General features: G+C 63.3%; 15 protein-coding genes (1 of these 15 cut by a window edge). 12 read left to right on the top strand and 3 right to left on the bottom strand.

Annotated features, from left to right (window positions below):
* Nucleotides 1-94: the 5' portion of a LysR family transcriptional regulator gene (locus FA04_RS16120; RefSeq protein ID WP_034802325.1), read on the bottom strand. Its footprint begins 851 nt before the window's first position; 94 of the gene's 945 nt are visible here — the first part of the coding sequence; the start codon lies at nt 92-94; its stop codon lies off the left edge, out of view.
* Between the two features lie 122 nt (nt 95-216).
* Between FA04_RS16120 and FA04_RS35205 the strand changes: the two genes are divergently transcribed.
* The 3 genes from FA04_RS35205 to FA04_RS16130 all read left to right on the top strand — a co-directional run bounded on the left by FA04_RS35205 (nt 217) and on the right by FA04_RS16130 (nt 3,267).
* Entirely contained in the window at nt 217-363 is a 147-nt protein-coding gene (locus tag FA04_RS35205) for a hypothetical protein (RefSeq protein ID WP_156553007.1), read from the top strand.
* Nucleotides 364-425: 62 nt separating this feature from the next.
* Complete coding sequence (locus FA04_RS16125) at nt 426-2,021, top strand: GMC family oxidoreductase (RefSeq protein WP_034802327.1); 1,596 nt, start codon at nt 426-428, stop codon at nt 2,019-2,021.
* A 241-nt stretch (nt 2,022-2,262) separates the two neighbouring features.
* Nucleotides 2,263-3,267, top strand: a complete 1,005-nt coding sequence (locus FA04_RS16130; RefSeq protein WP_371273172.1) for a Tim44 domain-containing protein — start codon at nt 2,263-2,265, stop codon at nt 3,265-3,267.
* 74 nt (nt 3,268-3,341) lie between these two features.
* On the opposite strand, the gene FA04_RS16135 is transcribed toward FA04_RS16130, so the two are convergent.
* Nucleotides 3,342-4,271 (bottom strand): LysR family transcriptional regulator, encoded by a 930-nt coding sequence (locus FA04_RS16135; RefSeq protein ID WP_234798713.1) that lies wholly within the window; start codon nt 4,269-4,271, stop codon nt 3,342-3,344.
* An 80-nt stretch (nt 4,272-4,351) separates the two neighbouring features.
* On the opposite strand from FA04_RS16135, the gene FA04_RS16140 reads away from it, so the two are divergent.
* The 9 genes from FA04_RS16140 (at nt 4,352) to FA04_RS16180 (ending at nt 13,547) form a co-directional block, all read left to right on the top strand.
* Complete coding sequence (locus tag FA04_RS16140; RefSeq protein ID WP_034802333.1) at nt 4,352-4,840, top strand: DMT family transporter; 489 nt, start codon at nt 4,352-4,354, stop codon at nt 4,838-4,840.
* Nucleotides 4,841-5,097: 257 nt separating this feature from the next.
* Nucleotides 5,098-6,342: an MFS transporter gene (locus tag FA04_RS16145; RefSeq protein ID WP_034802335.1), complete on the top strand. Its 1,245-nt coding sequence runs from the start codon at nt 5,098-5,100 to the stop codon at nt 6,340-6,342.
* Nucleotides 6,343-6,405: 63 nt separating this feature from the next.
* Nucleotides 6,406-7,884, top strand: coding sequence for an aldehyde dehydrogenase family protein (locus tag FA04_RS16150; RefSeq protein ID WP_034802338.1), 1,479 nt, complete (start codon nt 6,406-6,408; stop codon nt 7,882-7,884).
* A 116-nt stretch (nt 7,885-8,000) separates the two neighbouring features.
* Nucleotides 8,001-8,921 (top strand): polyphosphate kinase 2, encoded by a 921-nt coding sequence (gene ppk2 / locus FA04_RS16155; protein ID WP_034802341.1) that lies wholly within the window; start codon nt 8,001-8,003, stop codon nt 8,919-8,921.
* Nucleotides 8,922-9,043: 122 nt separating this feature from the next.
* Entirely contained in the window at nt 9,044-9,886 is an 843-nt protein-coding gene (locus FA04_RS16160) for a MurR/RpiR family transcriptional regulator (RefSeq protein ID WP_034802348.1), read from the top strand.
* Nucleotides 9,887-10,178: 292 nt separating this feature from the next.
* Entirely contained in the window at nt 10,179-11,642 is a 1,464-nt protein-coding gene (locus FA04_RS16165; protein ID WP_034802351.1) for an MFS transporter, read from the top strand.
* Nucleotides 11,639-12,298 (top strand): aspartate/glutamate racemase family protein, encoded by a 660-nt coding sequence (locus tag FA04_RS16170; RefSeq protein WP_034802354.1) that lies wholly within the window; start codon nt 11,639-11,641, stop codon nt 12,296-12,298. Before FA04_RS16165 ends, FA04_RS16170 begins: the two co-directional genes overlap by 4 nt.
* A gap of 132 nt (nt 12,299-12,430) precedes the next feature.
* A complete protein-coding gene (locus tag FA04_RS16175) occupies nt 12,431-13,021 on the top strand; it encodes an ankyrin repeat domain-containing protein (protein ID WP_034802356.1) in 591 nt (196 codons plus the stop codon).
* A 22-nt stretch (nt 13,022-13,043) separates the two neighbouring features.
* Entirely contained in the window at nt 13,044-13,547 is a 504-nt protein-coding gene (locus tag FA04_RS16180; protein ID WP_051659626.1) for a YHS domain-containing (seleno)protein, read from the top strand.
* Nucleotides 13,548-13,574: 27 nt separating this feature from the next.
* Here the strand turns inward: FA04_RS16180 and FA04_RS16185 are convergent, their stop codons facing one another.
* Nucleotides 13,575-15,794, bottom strand: a complete 2,220-nt coding sequence (locus FA04_RS16185) for an adenylate/guanylate cyclase domain-containing protein (protein WP_034802358.1) — start codon at nt 15,792-15,794, stop codon at nt 13,575-13,577.
* Nucleotides 15,795-15,957: the final 163 nt, after the last annotated feature.

Below are 15,957 nucleotides of genomic sequence, written 5' to 3' on the forward strand. Positions count from 1 at the left end.
TGGTCCTCAAGCGCCGCGCCGCCGTCGACAGTTGCCCGGTGCGGGCCACCGCCAGAAAGAACTGCAGATCGTCCCAGGTGAAATTCGGATTCATGCTTACTCCCCGTCTGTCCGAAAATGAACAGATCCTGTTTTGCAATTTACGGTTCCGGACGCTTGCATCCAAGCGGTTTTTTCCCGATTGTACGCGTCAGAGCGGACATCTGAGGAGCATGTTTGGCCAAATATGAACAGACCGAAACGAACGCCCCCGGCGGCCACCATCCGGCGCCGGAGTATTCCTGCGTTCGTTCGCGGCGGCTGGCGGTTCAGGACGAAGACAAGATGACGAAGCTCAAGAATGCGGCGCCGGGGCGCGGCTGAAGGAGCGATGTCGCCCGAACCCGGGATCTGAAGGGTCGCGCCGTACATATCGAGGGAGAACCATGGACATATACGACTTCATCGTCGTTGGGGCAGGTAGCGCCGGCTGCGTGCTTGCCAACCGCCTTTCGGAAAACCCGGGGCATCGCGTGCTGCTGCTCGAAGCCGGCGGCCGCGACAACTACCATTGGATCCACATTCCGGTCGGCTATCTCTATTGCATCAACAATCCGCGCACGGACTGGTGTTTCACGACCGCAGCGGAAGAGGGCCTGAACGGCCGTTCGCTCGGCTATCCCCGCGGCAAGGTGCTCGGCGGCTGCTCGTCGATCAACGGCATGATCTATATGCGCGGCCAGGCTGAGGACTACGACCACTGGCGCCAGCTCGGCTGTACCGGCTGGGGCTGGGACGACGTGCTGCCGCTCTTCAGGAAATCCGAGGACCACTATCGCGGTGCCAACGAGATGCACGGCGCCGGCGGCGAATGGCGGGTGGAAAAGGCGCGCGTGCGTTGGGACGTGCTCGACGCCTTTCAGAAGGCGGCAAGCGAAGCCGGCATTCCCGAGACGCCGGATTTCAACCGCGGCAGCAACGAAGGCTCCGGTTATTTCGATGTCAACCAGCGTTCCGGCATCCGCTGGAACACCGCAAAGGCATTCCTGCGCCCGGCGCACAAGCGCGGCAACCTCACAGTTCTGACCAAGGCGCATGTGCGCAAGCTGATCATCGAGGGCGATCGCATCGCCGGCGTTGAATTCCAGCATGACGGCACAGTCAAGCGCGCCGGCGCAACCCGCGAAACTGTGCTCTCCGCCGGCGCGATCGGCTCACCCCATATCCTCGAACTCTCCGGCATCGGCCGTGGTGACGTGCTGCAGGCAAACGGCATCGAGCTTCGCCACGAACGCGCCGGCGTCGGCGAAAACCTGCAGGATCATCTGCAGCTCCGCATGGCCTACAAGGTCACCGGCGTGCCGACGCTCAACGAAAAGGCAAACTCGCTGTTCGGCAAGGCGTCGATCGGGCTCGAATATCTGCTGAAGCGTTCCGGGCCGATGGCAATGGCGCCGAGCCAGCTCGGCATCTTCACCCGCTCCGGGCCGGAAAAGGAAACGCCGGATCTGCAGTATCACGTGCAGCCGGTGTCGCTCGACAAGTTCGGCGAGCCGGTTCATTCCTTCCCGGCAATCACCGCCAGCGTCTGCAATCTGCGCCCGGAAAGCCGCGGATCGGTACATCTGAAGGGTCCGGATTTTGCCGCCGCGCCGGACATCAGGCCGCGCTACCTGACGGCGGAGGCCGACCGCGATGTCGCGGTCAGCGCCATCCGGTTGACGCGGCAAATCGTCAAGCAACCCTCGTTCGCCCGCTTCAACCCGGTCGAGTTCAAGCCGGGCCCGTCCTACGAGACCGAGGAGGACCTGAAGCGCGCGGCCGGCGATATCGGCACGACGATCTTCCATCCGGTTGGGACCTGCCGCATGGGCGCCGATCCGGAGAGCGTCGTCGATCCGGAACTGCGCCTGCGCGGTCTGAAGGGATTGCGCATCGCCGACGCCTCGGTCATGCCGACGATCACCTCGGGCAACACCAATTCGCCGACGATCATGATCGCCGAAAAGGCGGCGACGATGATCCTGGCAGTCAATCGCTAGGTGTCAGCGGCAAGGGCGGGCTGCACTCGGGCGTCCGCCGAAGATGCTGATTCCACGCCGGATTCGGCCAGCTAGCGGTGTCGGATAACGGTAAACTGGCCGAAAAGCGACGCGAAAAGCTTAAATCTCAGGCGTTGAGCCCCTATATCAGGTCCTGATGGCTCGGTTTGAGCCCAAGCAAGATTTAGGGGTTGTGATGGCAATGCAGCGATTTGGGCGTTTTGGACGAACTCTGGCAATGATGGCGATCGGCATGGTCGTTGCGCTGACCGTTGTGGACGTCGCCGAAGCGCGGCGTTCGGGCGGCGGCTTCGGTAGCCGCGGCACCCGCACCTTCTCGCAGCCGCCGGTCACCCGTACCGCGCCGACCAACGCGGCACCGATCGACCGTTCGATGACGCCGCGCCAGGACGCAGGCCCGGCCGCAACCAATCCGGCAGCCGGCCAGACGCGCCCGAACGCCACCCAGCCGAACGCCCGTCCGGGCTTCCTCAGCGGCTTCGGCGGTTCGCTGCTCGGTGGCCTGATGGTTGGCGGCCTCATCGGCATGCTGATGGGCGGCGGTTTCGGCGGTGCTGCCGGCTTCCTCGGCCTGATCGTGCAGATGCTCCTGATCGGTGGCCTGATCATGCTCGCCATGCGCTTCTTTAACCGCAACCGCCAGCAGACAGCCTATGCCGGCCCGTCCGAGCGCTCGTCGGGCCAGCAGCCATCGAACGGCATGCCGTCGTTCAAGATCCCGAGCATCGGCGGCGGCCAGGCAAGCGGTCAGGCGCAGGCTCGACCCCAGGCAGCCCCTCAGGCGGCGCCCGTCACCGACGGCCCGGCCGATGAAATCGGCGTCCAGGGGTCTGACCTCGAGCAGTTCGAAAAGATGCTGAAAGACGTGCAGGCGGCTTACGCCGCGGAAGACTACGGCACGCTGCGTCGCCTGACGACGCCGGAAGCCATGTCGTACCTAGCCGAAGAGCTCAGCGACAACGCCACGAGCGGCGTCAAGAACGATGTGCGCGACGTGCACCTCGTTCAGGGCGACGTCGCCGAAGCCTGGTCGGAAAACGGAACCGAATTTGCGACCGTCGCCATGCGCTACGAGAGCATCGACGTCATGCGCGACCGCACCACCGGCAAGGTGATCAGCGGCGATCCGGACAATCTCACGGAAGCCGTCGAGCTCTGGACTTTCGTGCGCAAGCCGGGTTCCGAATGGCAGGTTTCGGCGATCCAGGGCGTCAGCCACGACTGACGCGCAGCAAAGCCTATAAAAAAGGCCCGGTCGGCATCTCCGCACCGGGCCTTTCCGTTTTCAGGCTTGTCCAATCACACGGCCGCGGGGGCCCCAGTCGGCGGCGCGAGGATGCCGGTGATCAGATCTCGCAGCCAGCGATGGGCGGGGTCGCCGTCGCGCCGCCGGTGCCAGATCTGCCGGAAGGCGAAGGGCGGGATCGCGAAGGGTGGCGCGAAGATGGCGAGCGGCCCGATCTCCCCGTCGCGGGGCAGGATCCGGCGCGCAACCGTAAGCACGAGATCGGTTCCGGGAACGAGACCCGGCGCCGCACTCCAATGAGGCAGGGCCAGCGCAATGCGGCGCTTGTGTCCAATAGCCGAAAGCGCAAGGTCGATCTCGTTGCCGGTATCGCCACGCAGGGAGACGAGAATATGCGGCCGCTGCAGATAGGCCGAAAGTTCCATCGTCTTTTCGCCGCCGAGGCTCGCGCGATCGGCCAGGCAGGCGAAGTGCTCCTCGAACAGCAATGATGTCCTCAGATCCTCGGCAAGCGTCGGGAAAACCCCGAGCGCCAGATCGATTTCGCCGTCGACGGCCTGTGCCATCATCACTTCGCGGCTTGCCTGGCTGACGAGGAGATCGACGTTCGGCGCCTGCCGGCGCAGCACGGTCATCAGTTGCGGCAGCAGCACAAGCGCAGCGTAGTCGGACATCGCCAGCCGGAAGACGTGGGGCTCGCGCGCCGGATCGAACGGATGAGACCCCATGAGCAGACGCATATGCGCGAGCGCTTCGGCAAGCTGCGGCGCGATCTCCAGCGCCCGCACCGTCGGCTCGAGCTGGCCGCCATGGCGAACCAGCAAGGGATCGTCGAACAGAGCGCGCAACCGCGCCAGCGCATGGCTGACGGCAGGCTGGCTCTTGTTCAACCGCAGAGCCGCGCGCGAGACGTGGCGCTCCGCCAGGAGCGCGTCGAGCACCACGAGCAGGTTCAGGTCGATTGCGCCGAGATTATTCATCATACGAATATAGCACGTGAAAAATTGGAATTTCCATTCCCAAGATAGATGATGGAGGATCGCCGCAACAAAAAGGAAAAACAATGCCCAATCTCTCCTCCCTCCTGTTGCTTGCCGTGGCGATCTTCGCCGGCGCCGTCGTCCCCCTCCAGGCCGGCGCCAATGCCAACCTTGGCCGCCTCCTCGGCCATCCGCTCTGGGCGACGGTCGTCTCGCTCGGCGTCAGTCTCGCGCTCATCCTGCCGATGCTGATTGCCTTCCGGGCGCCGTTGCCCAGCCTGGCTGTGGCATTCAAGGGTCCGTGGTGGATCTGGATCGGCGGCCTCGCCGGCGTGATCTACATCACCGCGGCTCTCCTCCTTGCGCCGAAGCTCGGCGCGGCAAGCTTCATTGTCGCCGTCATCGCCGGCCAGATGGCCATTTCCATGTTGATCGATCACTACGGCCTGATGGGTTTCCCGCAAAAGCCGGTCAATGCGGCGCGGCTGACCGGCCTGTTCTTCATCGTCGGCGGCATGGTGATCACCCAGATCGCCAATGTCACGCCGGCCTTGGCCAACGCGCCGCGATAGCACAGAGCCGCATCTCGGCAGCGGCAGCCATGACGATCAAGGCTGCCGCTTGTCACCTGAGAAGCACCCATGGTAAATGGCTGACCATGTCGAGCGAACCCGATTTGATGGCCTGATTTGCCCCGCAAGGCGGGGTTTGCATCTGTGAGCCCAGAACCGTCCGCCTCTTGCGCGGGCTTATCCTGTTCGCGTTCGATCTCATCAAACCTGCCCAATACAGCAGACCCGAGATCGATTGCGTCTCATCGGGCTCTCCTATGGACAAATCCAATCTTTGGGGCGTTGCCGCCTTCCGGCGCATCAGCCTCGTCCTCACCGTCGATTCCTTCTGCTCCTGGATGCTCGTCGCCGCGCTGCCGCTCGTCGTTGCACGCCGCTTCGGCGCCGGTGCGGAACTGGTCGGCAGTCTTGCCTTGCGTCTGCTGCCGAGCCTCCTGCTTGCGCCGATCGTCGCCTCGCTCCTACGGCGCAGCGGCCCGCAGCTTCCGGTGCTGTGCTGCCTGTCGGTGACCGCCATCGCCATTCCCGGCCTTGCGTTCGCGCCGGACGCAATGACATTGCACGTGATCGTCCTGGTCATCGGCGCTGCGGACGCGGTGGTCACGCCGGGTCTGTTGATGCTGCGCGCCGCCGTCGTTCCAGCCGGCCGCAACATGGAGGCCAACACCGCCTTCCAGGCGATCGACCGCTTCGCCAAGATTTTCGGTCCGCCGGCGGCGGGTCTGGCAGCTGCCTCCACCTCGATCGTGACAACCCTTCTTGCGCTGTCCCTTGCCCAGATCGGGGCAGCCCTTCTGCTGGTGCTTCAACCACGCGACAAGCCGGGGCAAGAGAACGCGGCACCCTCGCACGCATCGGGCTTCGGACGGGAAACCCTTGCGATGTTTCGCGAAAACCCCTTGCTCTGGGCTTTGCTGCTCCCGGCCTTCGGCTACATGGTCTCGCTCGGGACACTGCAGCCGTTCCTGTTCTGGCTCAGTCGTGACCAGTTTCATCTCGGCCCGGAGATGTGGACCTTGCTTCTGGCGGCACAGGGCGCCGGCGCCCTGATTGGTGCTGTCGTCTCGCACCGATTGGCGGGAGCTTTGACCAGTACGCAGGCGCTGCTTCGCGCCTATCTTCTCTCCAGCCTGCTCGAAGGCCTTTCGTCCTTCGCGCTGATTTTTGCCCCCAACTCCCTGGTGGCCAGCGGACTGCTGATCGTCGGCGGCATACCGGAGATGATCGCTTTCGCTACCTACTTTACCCTCCTGCAACGCTGCCTGTCCCTGGAGCGCCAGGCAGTGTTTTACGCCGTGAGCTTGCCACTCATGGATGCCTGCTTGATCGCCGGCATCGTCTCGGGAGCCTTCTATACCAGCAATCTCGTGACCCTCGGGCAGTTCTGGCTCTTTGCCAGCGCCTGCGTCGTGCTTCCGGTTCTGCCGTTCCTCGCGTGGCGCGGGTCGGCGACCGACCGTCAGAGCAGTGTCTCGCGGCAAAAAGATCAACGCCAGCCGTAACTTACGGCTGGCGTGTTTCGCTTTGACTGGCCATACTCGCACCGGGCTATAAAGGGGTATTGCATGCAGGACCGGTTGTTCATCGATGGCAAATGGGAAAAACCGCGGCGCGGCGGCACGCTCGACGTGATCGATCCGGCGACGGAGGAGATCATCCATCGTGCGCCTGCGGCAACCTACGAAGACGTGGACAGGGCCGCAAAAGCGGCCCGCATCGCCTTCGACAGCGGCCCCTGGCCAAAACTTTCGGGCAACGAGCGCGCCGCCTATCTGCGTGCAATCGCCGCCAAGATCGAGGAAAAGCGCCACTCGCTGGCCCGGCTCGAAGTCGCCGACAACGGCAAGCCGCTGCCGGAAGCATTGTGGGACATCGACGATGCCGCAGGCTGCTTCCGCTATTATGCCGGTCTCGCCGAGGAACTGGACACCAGCCCTGAGGAGGCGATCGCCGTCGGCGACAGCCGCTTCACGTCACGCGCCGTGCGCGAACCGCTCGGCGTCGTCGGCGCGATCACCCCGTGGAACTATCCGTTGCTGATGGTGTCGTGGAAGGTGGCGCCGGCGCTGGCCGCCGGCTGCACCATCGTGCTCAAACCGTCGGAGCTGACACCGCTGACAGCACTTGAGCTCGGCGTCATCGCCGAGGAAGTCGGGCTGCCGGCCGGCGTGCTCAACATCCTCACCGGCACCGGCCAGGACGCCGGCCAGCCGCTGACCGAGCATCCGCTGGTCGACAAGCTTGCCTTCACCGGCTCCGTCGTCACCGGCCGCAAGGTGATGATGGCCGGTGCCCAGGACATCAAGAATGTCAGCCTCGAACTCGGCGGCAAGTCACCCTTCGTCGTCTTTGCCGACAGCGACATCGACAAGGCCGTCGAATGGATCATGTTCGGCATCTTCTGGAACCAGGGCCAGGTCTGCTCGGCGACCTCGCGCGTGCTCGTCGAGGAGTCAATCTACGAGACCGTCGTCAAGCGCCTCTGCGAAGAAGCGGCGAAGATCACCATCGGCAATGGTCTGGAAGACGGCACCCTGCTCGGGCCGATCGTCTCGAAGGGGCAGTACGACAAGATCATGGGCGCGATCGACCGCGCCCGCCAGGACGGCGCCACGGTGGCTGCCGGCGGCGGCCGCCCGGCCGGCCTCAACAGCGGCTACTTCATCGAACCGACGGTGCTGACCGATATGCGCGAAGACAGTTACGTCTGGCGCGAGGAGATCTTTGGTCCGGTCGTCTGCGTCAAGCCGTTTGGCGAAGAGGCCGACGCGATCCGCATGGCCAACGACAGCCGCTTCGGTCTTGCAGCCGCCGTCATGTCGGCCGACAGGGACCGCTGCGAGCGCGTCGCCCGCGCTTTTCGCGCTGGCATCGTCTGGATCAACTGCTCGCAGCCGACCTTCGCCGAAGCACCCTGGGGTGGCTACAAGCAATCGGGCATCGGCCGTGAGCTCGGCCGCTGGGGCCTCTCCAATTATCTGGAGACCAAGCAGATCACCAGTTTCGACGCCGACGAGCCCTGGGGCTGGTACATCAAGGGATAGCGCCGATCGGGGCGTGGAGGTCAGCGTCAAATTCCCTTCATGCGGCTGTGAAATAAGCCGACTAACGATGGCATCACGCAAAGTTGTCGTCGAACACACGCAATCCGGAGGGTCAGATGAACAGGTCGAACGACGAGATCGAAACGCAGGACTGGCTGGAAGCAGAACTGGCCGACACGCTCGACGAGGACTACGAACTCGAGCTTTCCGAACCGGCGCTGTCGGAAGAGATCCGCAAGATCTACCGCAAGAACCACCCGCCATCGATCCCGCGCATCGATTACTTCCGCTCGCTGCTGAAGTTGCAGTCGGAGCTGATCAAACTTCAGGACTGGGTGGTCCATCACAAGGAAAAGGTGGTGGTGATCTTCGAGGGCCGCGATTCCGCTGGCAAAGGCGGCGTCATCAAGCGCATCACCCAGAGGCTCAATCCCCGCGTCGTGCGTGTCGTCGCGCTGCCGGCACCGTCCGACCGCGAAAAGACGCAATGGTATTTCCAGCGCTACGTGCCGCACCTGCCGGCCGGCGGCGAGATCGTGCTCTTCGACCGCTCCTGGTACAACCGCTCCGGCGTCGAGCGCGTCATGGGCTTCGCCACCGAGGACCAGGTCGAGCAGTTCTTCGACGACGTGCCGGAATTCGAGCGCATGCTGGTTCGCTCCGGCATCCGGCTGGTGAAGTACTGGTTCTCGATCACCGACGAGGAGCAGCAGATGCGCTTCCTGGTGCGCATTCACGACCCGTTGAAGCAGTGGAAGCTGTCGCCGATGGATCTGCAGTCGCGGGTGCGCTGGGAAGGTTACACCAAGGCCAAGGAGGAGACCTTCGCCCGAACCAACATCCCGGAAGCGCCCTGGCATATCGTCGAAGGCAACGACAAGAAGCGCGCCCGTCTGAACTGCATCGACCACCTGTTGAGGCAGATCCGCTACGAGGACGTGCCGCACGAGGAAATCTCCCTACCGGAACGCGTCTTCAACCCGGATTACGAGCGCAAGGTTCTGCCGCCGGAACTCTACGTGCCGTCGAAATACTGACGCACGCGGGCAACTGCCCGCGTCTGCAGCCGTTGAAAGCAAGGCGGCATCCGCCCGCCTCGCTTGCAATATCCCCGCGAAAATCAGAGATTGCCGTGAAACGCCAGTTTCATGGACATCGCATGAGCCCGAAAGAACGTTCCTTCCTCACCCGTGTTCGCCAAGTGCTGCCGGAACTGCATCCGGCCGAGCGGCGGCTGGGCGACTTCCTCTGCGATTTTCCAGGCGAGGTCGCCAGCTACTCAGCCCAGGAACTGGCGGCGCTCGCACATGTGTCGAAGGCGACGGTCTCTCGCTTCATCCAGCGGCTCGGCTACGACAATTACGAAGAAGCGCGTCGGCATGCCCGCGCCGACAAGCAGACCGGTTCGCGCCTGTTCCTTGCAACCGCCACCGACAGCGGCGGCGAGCAGTCGCTCACGTCCCATGTGGCGCAGGGCGTGGCCAATATCGAAGCGACCTTTCTCGCCATTTCCGAAACCCAGGTGACGGCGGCGGCAACCGCCATCCTTGGCGCCCGCAAAGTCTGGGTCATCGGCTTTCGCGCCAGCCATTCCTTCGCCACCTATCTGCAATGGCAGATGACACAGGTGGTCGAGCACATCTCGGCCATTCCCGGCGGCGGCCAGACGCTCGGCGAACATCTGGTCAGCATCAACAACGACGACGTCGTCATCCTTTTCGGCCTGCGCCGGCGCGTCACATTGATGGAACCGATCCTCGCGCAGCTCGAAAAATCGGGCGCAAGGCTGCTCTATATCACCGACGAAGGCGTTCCCTTCCTCAACCAGGCAGAATGGCATTTCCGCTGCCAGACGCTAGCGCCGGGGCCCCTGTTCAACCACGTCTCTGTGATGGCGCTCTGCCATCTGCTCACCACGCGTTGCATCGAAATCGCCGGTCCCGCCGGCCGAAACCGCCTGCGCGGCATCGAGGCGATCAACGACGCGCTCGACGAATTGTGAGCGCCGATTGGGCATTTGCCTGAAACGGCAGAACATTTTTCGAGCACAAGAAATCTGGGTTTCAACCGCCCGTTAGAGTGCAATTTGTCGCCAAGCTTTTGACGGCAAACGAGAAACTTTCGTTTCCCACCGAGTGGCACGAAATCTGCATTCCATAGCCTGGGTTGCGAGCGGCCATTTCCTTTCGCAGCGCGTCATAGAATCTCCTATGAAACTCAGATTTCATGCTGTAGATTTCATGAAACTGAATTTTCACATTTTCACGTTGTTAAGCCATAAAGGGGAACGAACCATGGCAGCGGAAAATATGGTACCGTCCGGCAGGTCATCGCCGGTCATCAGACAGTTGGAATCAGCCTTCACCAAGATCGGCGTCACCGGCGCCCACAAGCAAATTCTCGCCCTCGTGCTCATCGGCTGCCTGTTCGACAGCTTCGAACAGAACACCATCGGCGTTGCCGGCCCGATCCTGAAAGAACATTGGGGCCTTACCGGCACCGACATCGGTTTCCTCAACACCATCACCTTCGGCAGCGCGGCGATCGGCCGCCTGCTTTCAGGCATCCTCGGCGACCGCTACGGCCGACGCGTGATGCTGACCATCAACCTCCTGCTCTTCACCATTGGCTCGGCCGCCTGCGCCATGGCGCCGAACTTCGCCACGCTCTGCTTTGCCCGTGCCATCGTCGGCTTCGGCGTCGGCGGCGAAATCTCGACGGCCGTTACCATGCTGTCGGAATTCTGCTCGCCGAAATTCCGCGGCACGGCGGCCGGCCTCGTCAATGTCGGCGCCGGCGGCTTCGGCAACTTCCTGGCGCCCGCCTTCGGCCTGATGATCTTCACCCTCTTCCCGGGTGAAAACAGCTGGCGCTGGCTCTTCGCCGCCCTCGCGCTCCCGGCTCTGCTCGTCGTCTTCTATCGCCGCTTCGTGCCGGAGACCCCGCGCTTCCTGGCTTCACAGGGCAAGATCGACGAAGCCAACAAGGTGCTCTCCATCCTTGCCTCCGGCTCGTTACGCCCGCGCAATCTCAAGGTCCAGGAGTATCTGACCAAGGATCACCTGAAAGACGAAGAGCCGGCCAAGAGCGACTGGAAGGAACTCTTCCGCGCGCCCTTCATCGGCCGCACGATCCCCGTCGCCATCGCCATCCTGATGAGCTACGGCGCCCAGCTTTCGGTGCTGACGCTGATGCCGATCATCTTCGTCTCCATGGGCTATACGCTGCAGGGCAGCCTGCTCTACAGCATGATCATCCAGAGCGGCAGCGTGCTTGGTGCCATCGCCGCCTCGATGTTCGGCTACTACTTCCCGCGCAAGAAGGTGCTGACGCTCGGCGCCGTGTTCGCCTGCCTTGCGGCGGTTTCGATCGCCTATCTCGGCACCAACATCTATCTGGTGCTGATGTTCGGCGCGATCTTCCAGTTCTTCGTGCTGCTGCTCAACACCTCGATCTGGATCTATGCGCCCGAACTCTTTCCGACCCGCATCCGCGCCTTCGGCGTGGCGCTGATCCTGGCAACCGGTTCGGCCGCGGGTTCCTTCGTCCCCACCATCGCCGGCGCCCTCTTCGACGTCTACGGCATGGTCGGTGTCTTCGGGCTTGCCGCCGGCATGTATGCGGTCTTTGCCTTCTGCATCCAGCTCGGCCCCGAAACCTACGGCATGTCGATGGAAGACCTCACCCAGCCTGCCGATGCCGACCTGGCAAAGGCTGACACTTCTGAAATCAAAGTCGGCGTGGAACTGAGAACGTGAGCGCACATATCCTTCTGATCAACCCGAACAGTTCGCGTGCCACCAGCGACATGATGGTCGCCATCGCACGCCGGGCAGCATCAGGACGCATGGCCGTGGCAGTCGCCACGGCCATGCGGAACCCGCCGATGATCGTCACACCGGAGCAGCTGGACGCATCCGCTGCCGAGGTCGTCGAGATCGGCGAAAAGCATGAGGTCGGATGCCTCGGCATCGTCGTCAGCGCCTTCGGCGATCCCGGCCTTGCCGCGCTCAAGCACCGGCTCGATATCCCCGTCATCGGAATCTGTGAGGCCTCGATGATCGAGGCCTCACAGGGCGGCCGCAAATTCGGCGTCGCCACCACGACGCCGGAACTGATCCAGGCGATCGACGACCGCGCCCGCGATCTCGGCGTCTGGGAACAATATACCGGCATCCGTTGCACTTCGGGTGATCCGCTGGCGCTTTCCGCCCACCCGGATCGGCTGCTTTCGGCTCTCGGCGAGGCGGTCCGCCAATGCATCGAGCTCGACGGCGCCGAGGCCGTCATCATCGGCGGCGGCCCGCTCGGCCAGGCGGCCGACGAGCTCCAGCCGATGTTTTCGACGCCGATTATCGCCCCCATCCCGAGCGCAATCGGCCGCATGCTCGACCTGATGCAGGTCGCCGCCTGACAGGCATTCCTCATCGCAGACACCCAAAAGGAGTATGGATCGGGCGGCGCTAATGCCTGTTTCCGCCGGCCGCCCTGTGGTATTTTCGCCCTTCCTAATTGGCGAGACCGAAGCTGGGGCGGAGGTTACGCGATGAAATCTCTCTTTGCTTCGCTGGTCGCGGTGGCGTTCTTCGCCGCGGCGGCGAACGCGGGTCCTTTGCATGACGCGGCACGGGACGGCGACACGGAACGCGTCAAACAGTTGCTCGATCAGGGAACCGATATAACCGAGCCGGATGCGGCCGGTGAACCGGCGCTGTTGATTGCCGCTCTCAAGGGTCGCGCCGAGGTCGTCGCCCTTCTCATCGACCGCGGCAACGACATCGAGATCCGCAACAAGGGCGGTCTCACCGCGCTTCACGCCGCGGCCTATGGCGGCAATCTCGAAACCGTCAAACTACTCGTCGCCAAGGGCGCGGCGGTCAACGACGTCGCCAACTTCTACAAGATGTCGCCGCTGCATGCGGCGGCCGAAGAGGGCCACGCCGAAGTGGTCGCCTTCCTGCTTGCCAACAAGGCAGACATCGAAGCCAAGGAGCGCAATGGCTATACGCCGCTCACCCAGGCCGGCTGGCGGTCCTACTGGCCGGCCGCCGAACTTCTGTTGAAGGCCGGCGCCACCTGCCAGAAGGCCGAGCTTGTCGGCGAATGGCTCTACGGCGAATGCACGAAACGTCAATAGATCCGGAAACGGAGGAAACGGCATGTCTCGACACTCCATACGATTTATAATCGCGGCGACAGCGGCGTTCCTTGCGCCGGCCGTCCCGTCACTGGCAGAAGAGCCCGTCAACACCGGCTACTTCGGTGACGTGGCGATCAAGGGTTACGACCCGGTCGCCTATTTCACCGAGAACAAGGCTGTCGAAGGATCACCCGAATTCAGCTATCGCTGGCTCGGCGCCACCTGGCAGTTTGCCAGCGCCGAACACCGTGACCAGTTCATCAAGGAGCCCACCCGCTATGCGCCGCAATATGGCGGCTACTGCGCCGATGGCGTCTCCTTCGGCACGGTCACGACCAACATCGATCCCAAGGCCTGGCGCATCATCAAGGACAAGCTCTATCTCAGCTACGATCCGGGCGCAGCCGACGGACTGGTGAAGAACCCGAACAAGGTGGTCGATTCGCGCAAGCACTGGTCCGAGGTCGAGCAGACGCTGCTCACCGAGAAGGCGAACATCAACTGGACGCAGCCCCGGCCCTGAAGGCCGGCGGCTCGGCGATGACAACCGTCACTTCTCGATCGAGAAGAACTTCAGCGACTGCGGCGTGACATTGATGTAGTCCGCCGTGCGCTCGCCCTTTGCCGTATTGCGGTAGACATAGCCGCAGACCATGCGGTCGAGAAAATAGCCGTCATATTTTTCGCAGAGCTGGTTGCCCTTCACTTCAATCCGACCGGTGATGTTGGTGTTGCTGGTGCGATAGGCGGTGTTGCCGTCCATGTCGAAAAACTGCGCAAAGCCCGTGCCGTTCTTGTGCACGCCGACCCAGGTCTTGTCGGTGGTCAGTTGTTTCAGCTCGGCCGGGCCGAGCCGGTCGCTGGCGGCGCCGACGAAGCCGAAGGGCCATTCCGGAATACCGGCGACGCGAAGGCCGAAGAGGTGGCGATAGAGATCCTCTTCGCGCCAGTAGTCGTAGAGATAGCCGTAGTAGCTCAGGTTCGTGTCCGGGAAGAGCTTCAACAGCTCGGCCGCTTCGGCGGCCGCACTCTGCTGGTCGCCGCGCTGGGCATAGGCCGACGCCAGATACTCCCGCACCGCCTCCGCCTTTGGCAAGGATGCGCCGGCCGCTTCGATCAGCGGGATCGCCTTCTCAAGGTGACGCGTCGTGTAATAGACGATGCCCGAAAGCAGTTGCAGGCTCGAAGATGGCGACGGATCAAGCCTCAGCGCCCGCTCGATATCGTCGAGCGCCTGCTCGTGTTCACCGGTCTGGGCCAGTATCAGCGCCAGATTGGCGAGCGCCTCGGCATCCCCCGGCTGCGCCGAGACGGCTCGAAGCGCTGATTCCTTTGCCTCAAGGGGACGGCCGTCCACCAGCTGCAGCAGCGCCAGCACGGTATGGGCGCGGGCGTTGTTGGCGTCGAGCTTCAGGGCCTGTCCCGCCGCATCATAGGCGATCTTGCGCGCCACGGCCGCGGACCAGAGATAGTTGTAGTCGTTGCGCCAGACGTCGACGGCGACCCGGGCGATACCGGCATGCGCATCGGCGAATTTCGGATCGAGATCGATCGCCCGCTGATAATAGGAAAGCGTCTGGCGATAGGTGTCGACGTCGCGCCAGATCAAGCCCTGCTGCTCGGCGCGCATGTAGTTGTCGTAGGCCTCGAGATTGTCCGTCGGAATGCGCGCCAGCTGGTCGCGTTCGCCCTCGCTGAGCTTGACCTCGAGCGCTGCGATGATCTTGCCGATCACGTCGTCCTGAACCGCAAAGAGGTCGGCGTATTGCCGATCGTAGCGCTCGGCCCAGAGCGAAAGACCGCTCATCGCATCGATCAGCTTGACGTTGATGCGCAACCGCTGGTCCGCCCGCTGCAGCGTGCCCTCCAGCACATAGTGTACGCCAAGCTCGGCGGCCACGTCCTGGATCTTGTCGGTACTGCCCTTCAGCGCGAACACCGAATGGCGCGCGATGACAAAGAGGCCGGACACTTTCGAGAGTTCTGTGATGAGATCGTCCGTCAGCCCCTCGGCCAAATGGTCGTGATCGCTGTCGCCGCTGACATTGATGAAGGGCAGCACGGCAACCGAAGGCTGGTCCGGCAGCGGATAGGCGAAACGCTGCGCCATCCCCTCCTGCCCGATCCACGTCCACGGCTGCCACCAGGCGACCGCAGTCGACAGCGCAATCGCGACGAGACCAACGACCGATCCCTTCACCCAGGCCGCATTGCGTCGAGGCTTCTCGACAACCGTCCTGCCGGCGGCCCCCGGATCGAGGAGGACCCGGTAAACCCGGATCGGCTCGGCAAGCCCCTTGACCGTCTGTTGACCCAGGGACGCAAATCCGACTTTCAGCTTGGAGCTGACCTGGTCGTAAGCCGTGCCGGAGATCGCAATACCACCCGGCTCGGCAAGTCCCTGGACCCGATCGGCGATGTTGACGCCGTCGCCATGGATGTCGTCACCCTCGACGATGATGTCGCCAAGATTGATGCCGATGCGGAAGTCCAGCCTCTCGCCATTTGGCGCCTTGTCGGCTTCCGCCTCCGCCTTGCGCCGCTGGATCTCGACTGCGCATTGGGTCGCGTCGACAACGCTGCGGAATTCGACGAGCAGGCCATCGCCCATCGTCTTCACCAGACGCCCGTGATGCTCGCGGAAAAGCGGCTCGAGAATATGGCCGAGATCCGACTGGAATCGCAAGCGCGTCCCTTCCTCGTCCAGCCGGCTCAAGCGGCTGTAACCGACGACATCCGCGATCAGGACGGCTGCGAGACGGCGCTCCATCGACGGGCTCTCAACGTGCGATGTACTCCAGCGGCAATGGTACCGCAGCTTGGCGGGCGGCGCCATCGGCACGCATGGATGAGACGCGTCGACCAGGCCGTAACCGTTACGTACTTGCAGGACCTCGCTGAAGTGCCACGATTACAGGCGATCATCTGAGGGA

Source organism: Ensifer adhaerens, from assembly GCF_000697965.2.
Classification (GTDB): Bacteria; Pseudomonadota; Alphaproteobacteria; order Rhizobiales; family Rhizobiaceae; genus Ensifer; species Ensifer adhaerens.

Bases quoted from the DNA above. Each gene is read 5' to 3' on its own strand.
- ppk2 (WP_034802341.1), top strand. From the start codon at position 8,001: ATGAACAGGTCGAACGACGAGATCGAAACGCAGGACTGGCTGGAAGCA.
- FA04_RS16185 (WP_034802358.1), bottom strand. From the start codon at position 15,794: ATGGAGCGCCGTCTCGCAGCCGTCCTGATCGCGGATGTCGTCGGTTAC.
- FA04_RS16145 (WP_034802335.1), top strand. From the start codon at position 5,098: ATGGACAAATCCAATCTTTGGGGCGTTGCCGCCTTCCGGCGCATCAGC.
- FA04_RS16165 (WP_034802351.1), top strand. From the start codon at position 10,179: ATGGCAGCGGAAAATATGGTACCGTCCGGCAGGTCATCGCCGGTCATC.
- FA04_RS16125 (WP_034802327.1), top strand. From the start codon at position 426: ATGGACATATACGACTTCATCGTCGTTGGGGCAGGTAGCGCCGGCTGC.
- FA04_RS16160 (WP_034802348.1), top strand. From the start codon at position 9,044: ATGAGCCCGAAAGAACGTTCCTTCCTCACCCGTGTTCGCCAAGTGCTG.
- FA04_RS16150 (WP_034802338.1), top strand. From the start codon at position 6,406: ATGCAGGACCGGTTGTTCATCGATGGCAAATGGGAAAAACCGCGGCGC.
- FA04_RS16130 (WP_371273172.1), top strand. From the start codon at position 2,263: ATGGCGATCGGCATGGTCGTTGCGCTGACCGTTGTGGACGTCGCCGAA.
- FA04_RS16175 (WP_034802356.1), top strand. From the start codon at position 12,431: ATGAAATCTCTCTTTGCTTCGCTGGTCGCGGTGGCGTTCTTCGCCGCG.
- FA04_RS16135 (WP_234798713.1), bottom strand. From the start codon at position 4,271: ATGATGAATAATCTCGGCGCAATCGACCTGAACCTGCTCGTGGTGCTC.
- FA04_RS16180 (WP_051659626.1), top strand. From the start codon at position 13,044: ATGTCTCGACACTCCATACGATTTATAATCGCGGCGACAGCGGCGTTC.
- FA04_RS16140 (WP_034802333.1), top strand. From the start codon at position 4,352: ATGCCCAATCTCTCCTCCCTCCTGTTGCTTGCCGTGGCGATCTTCGCC.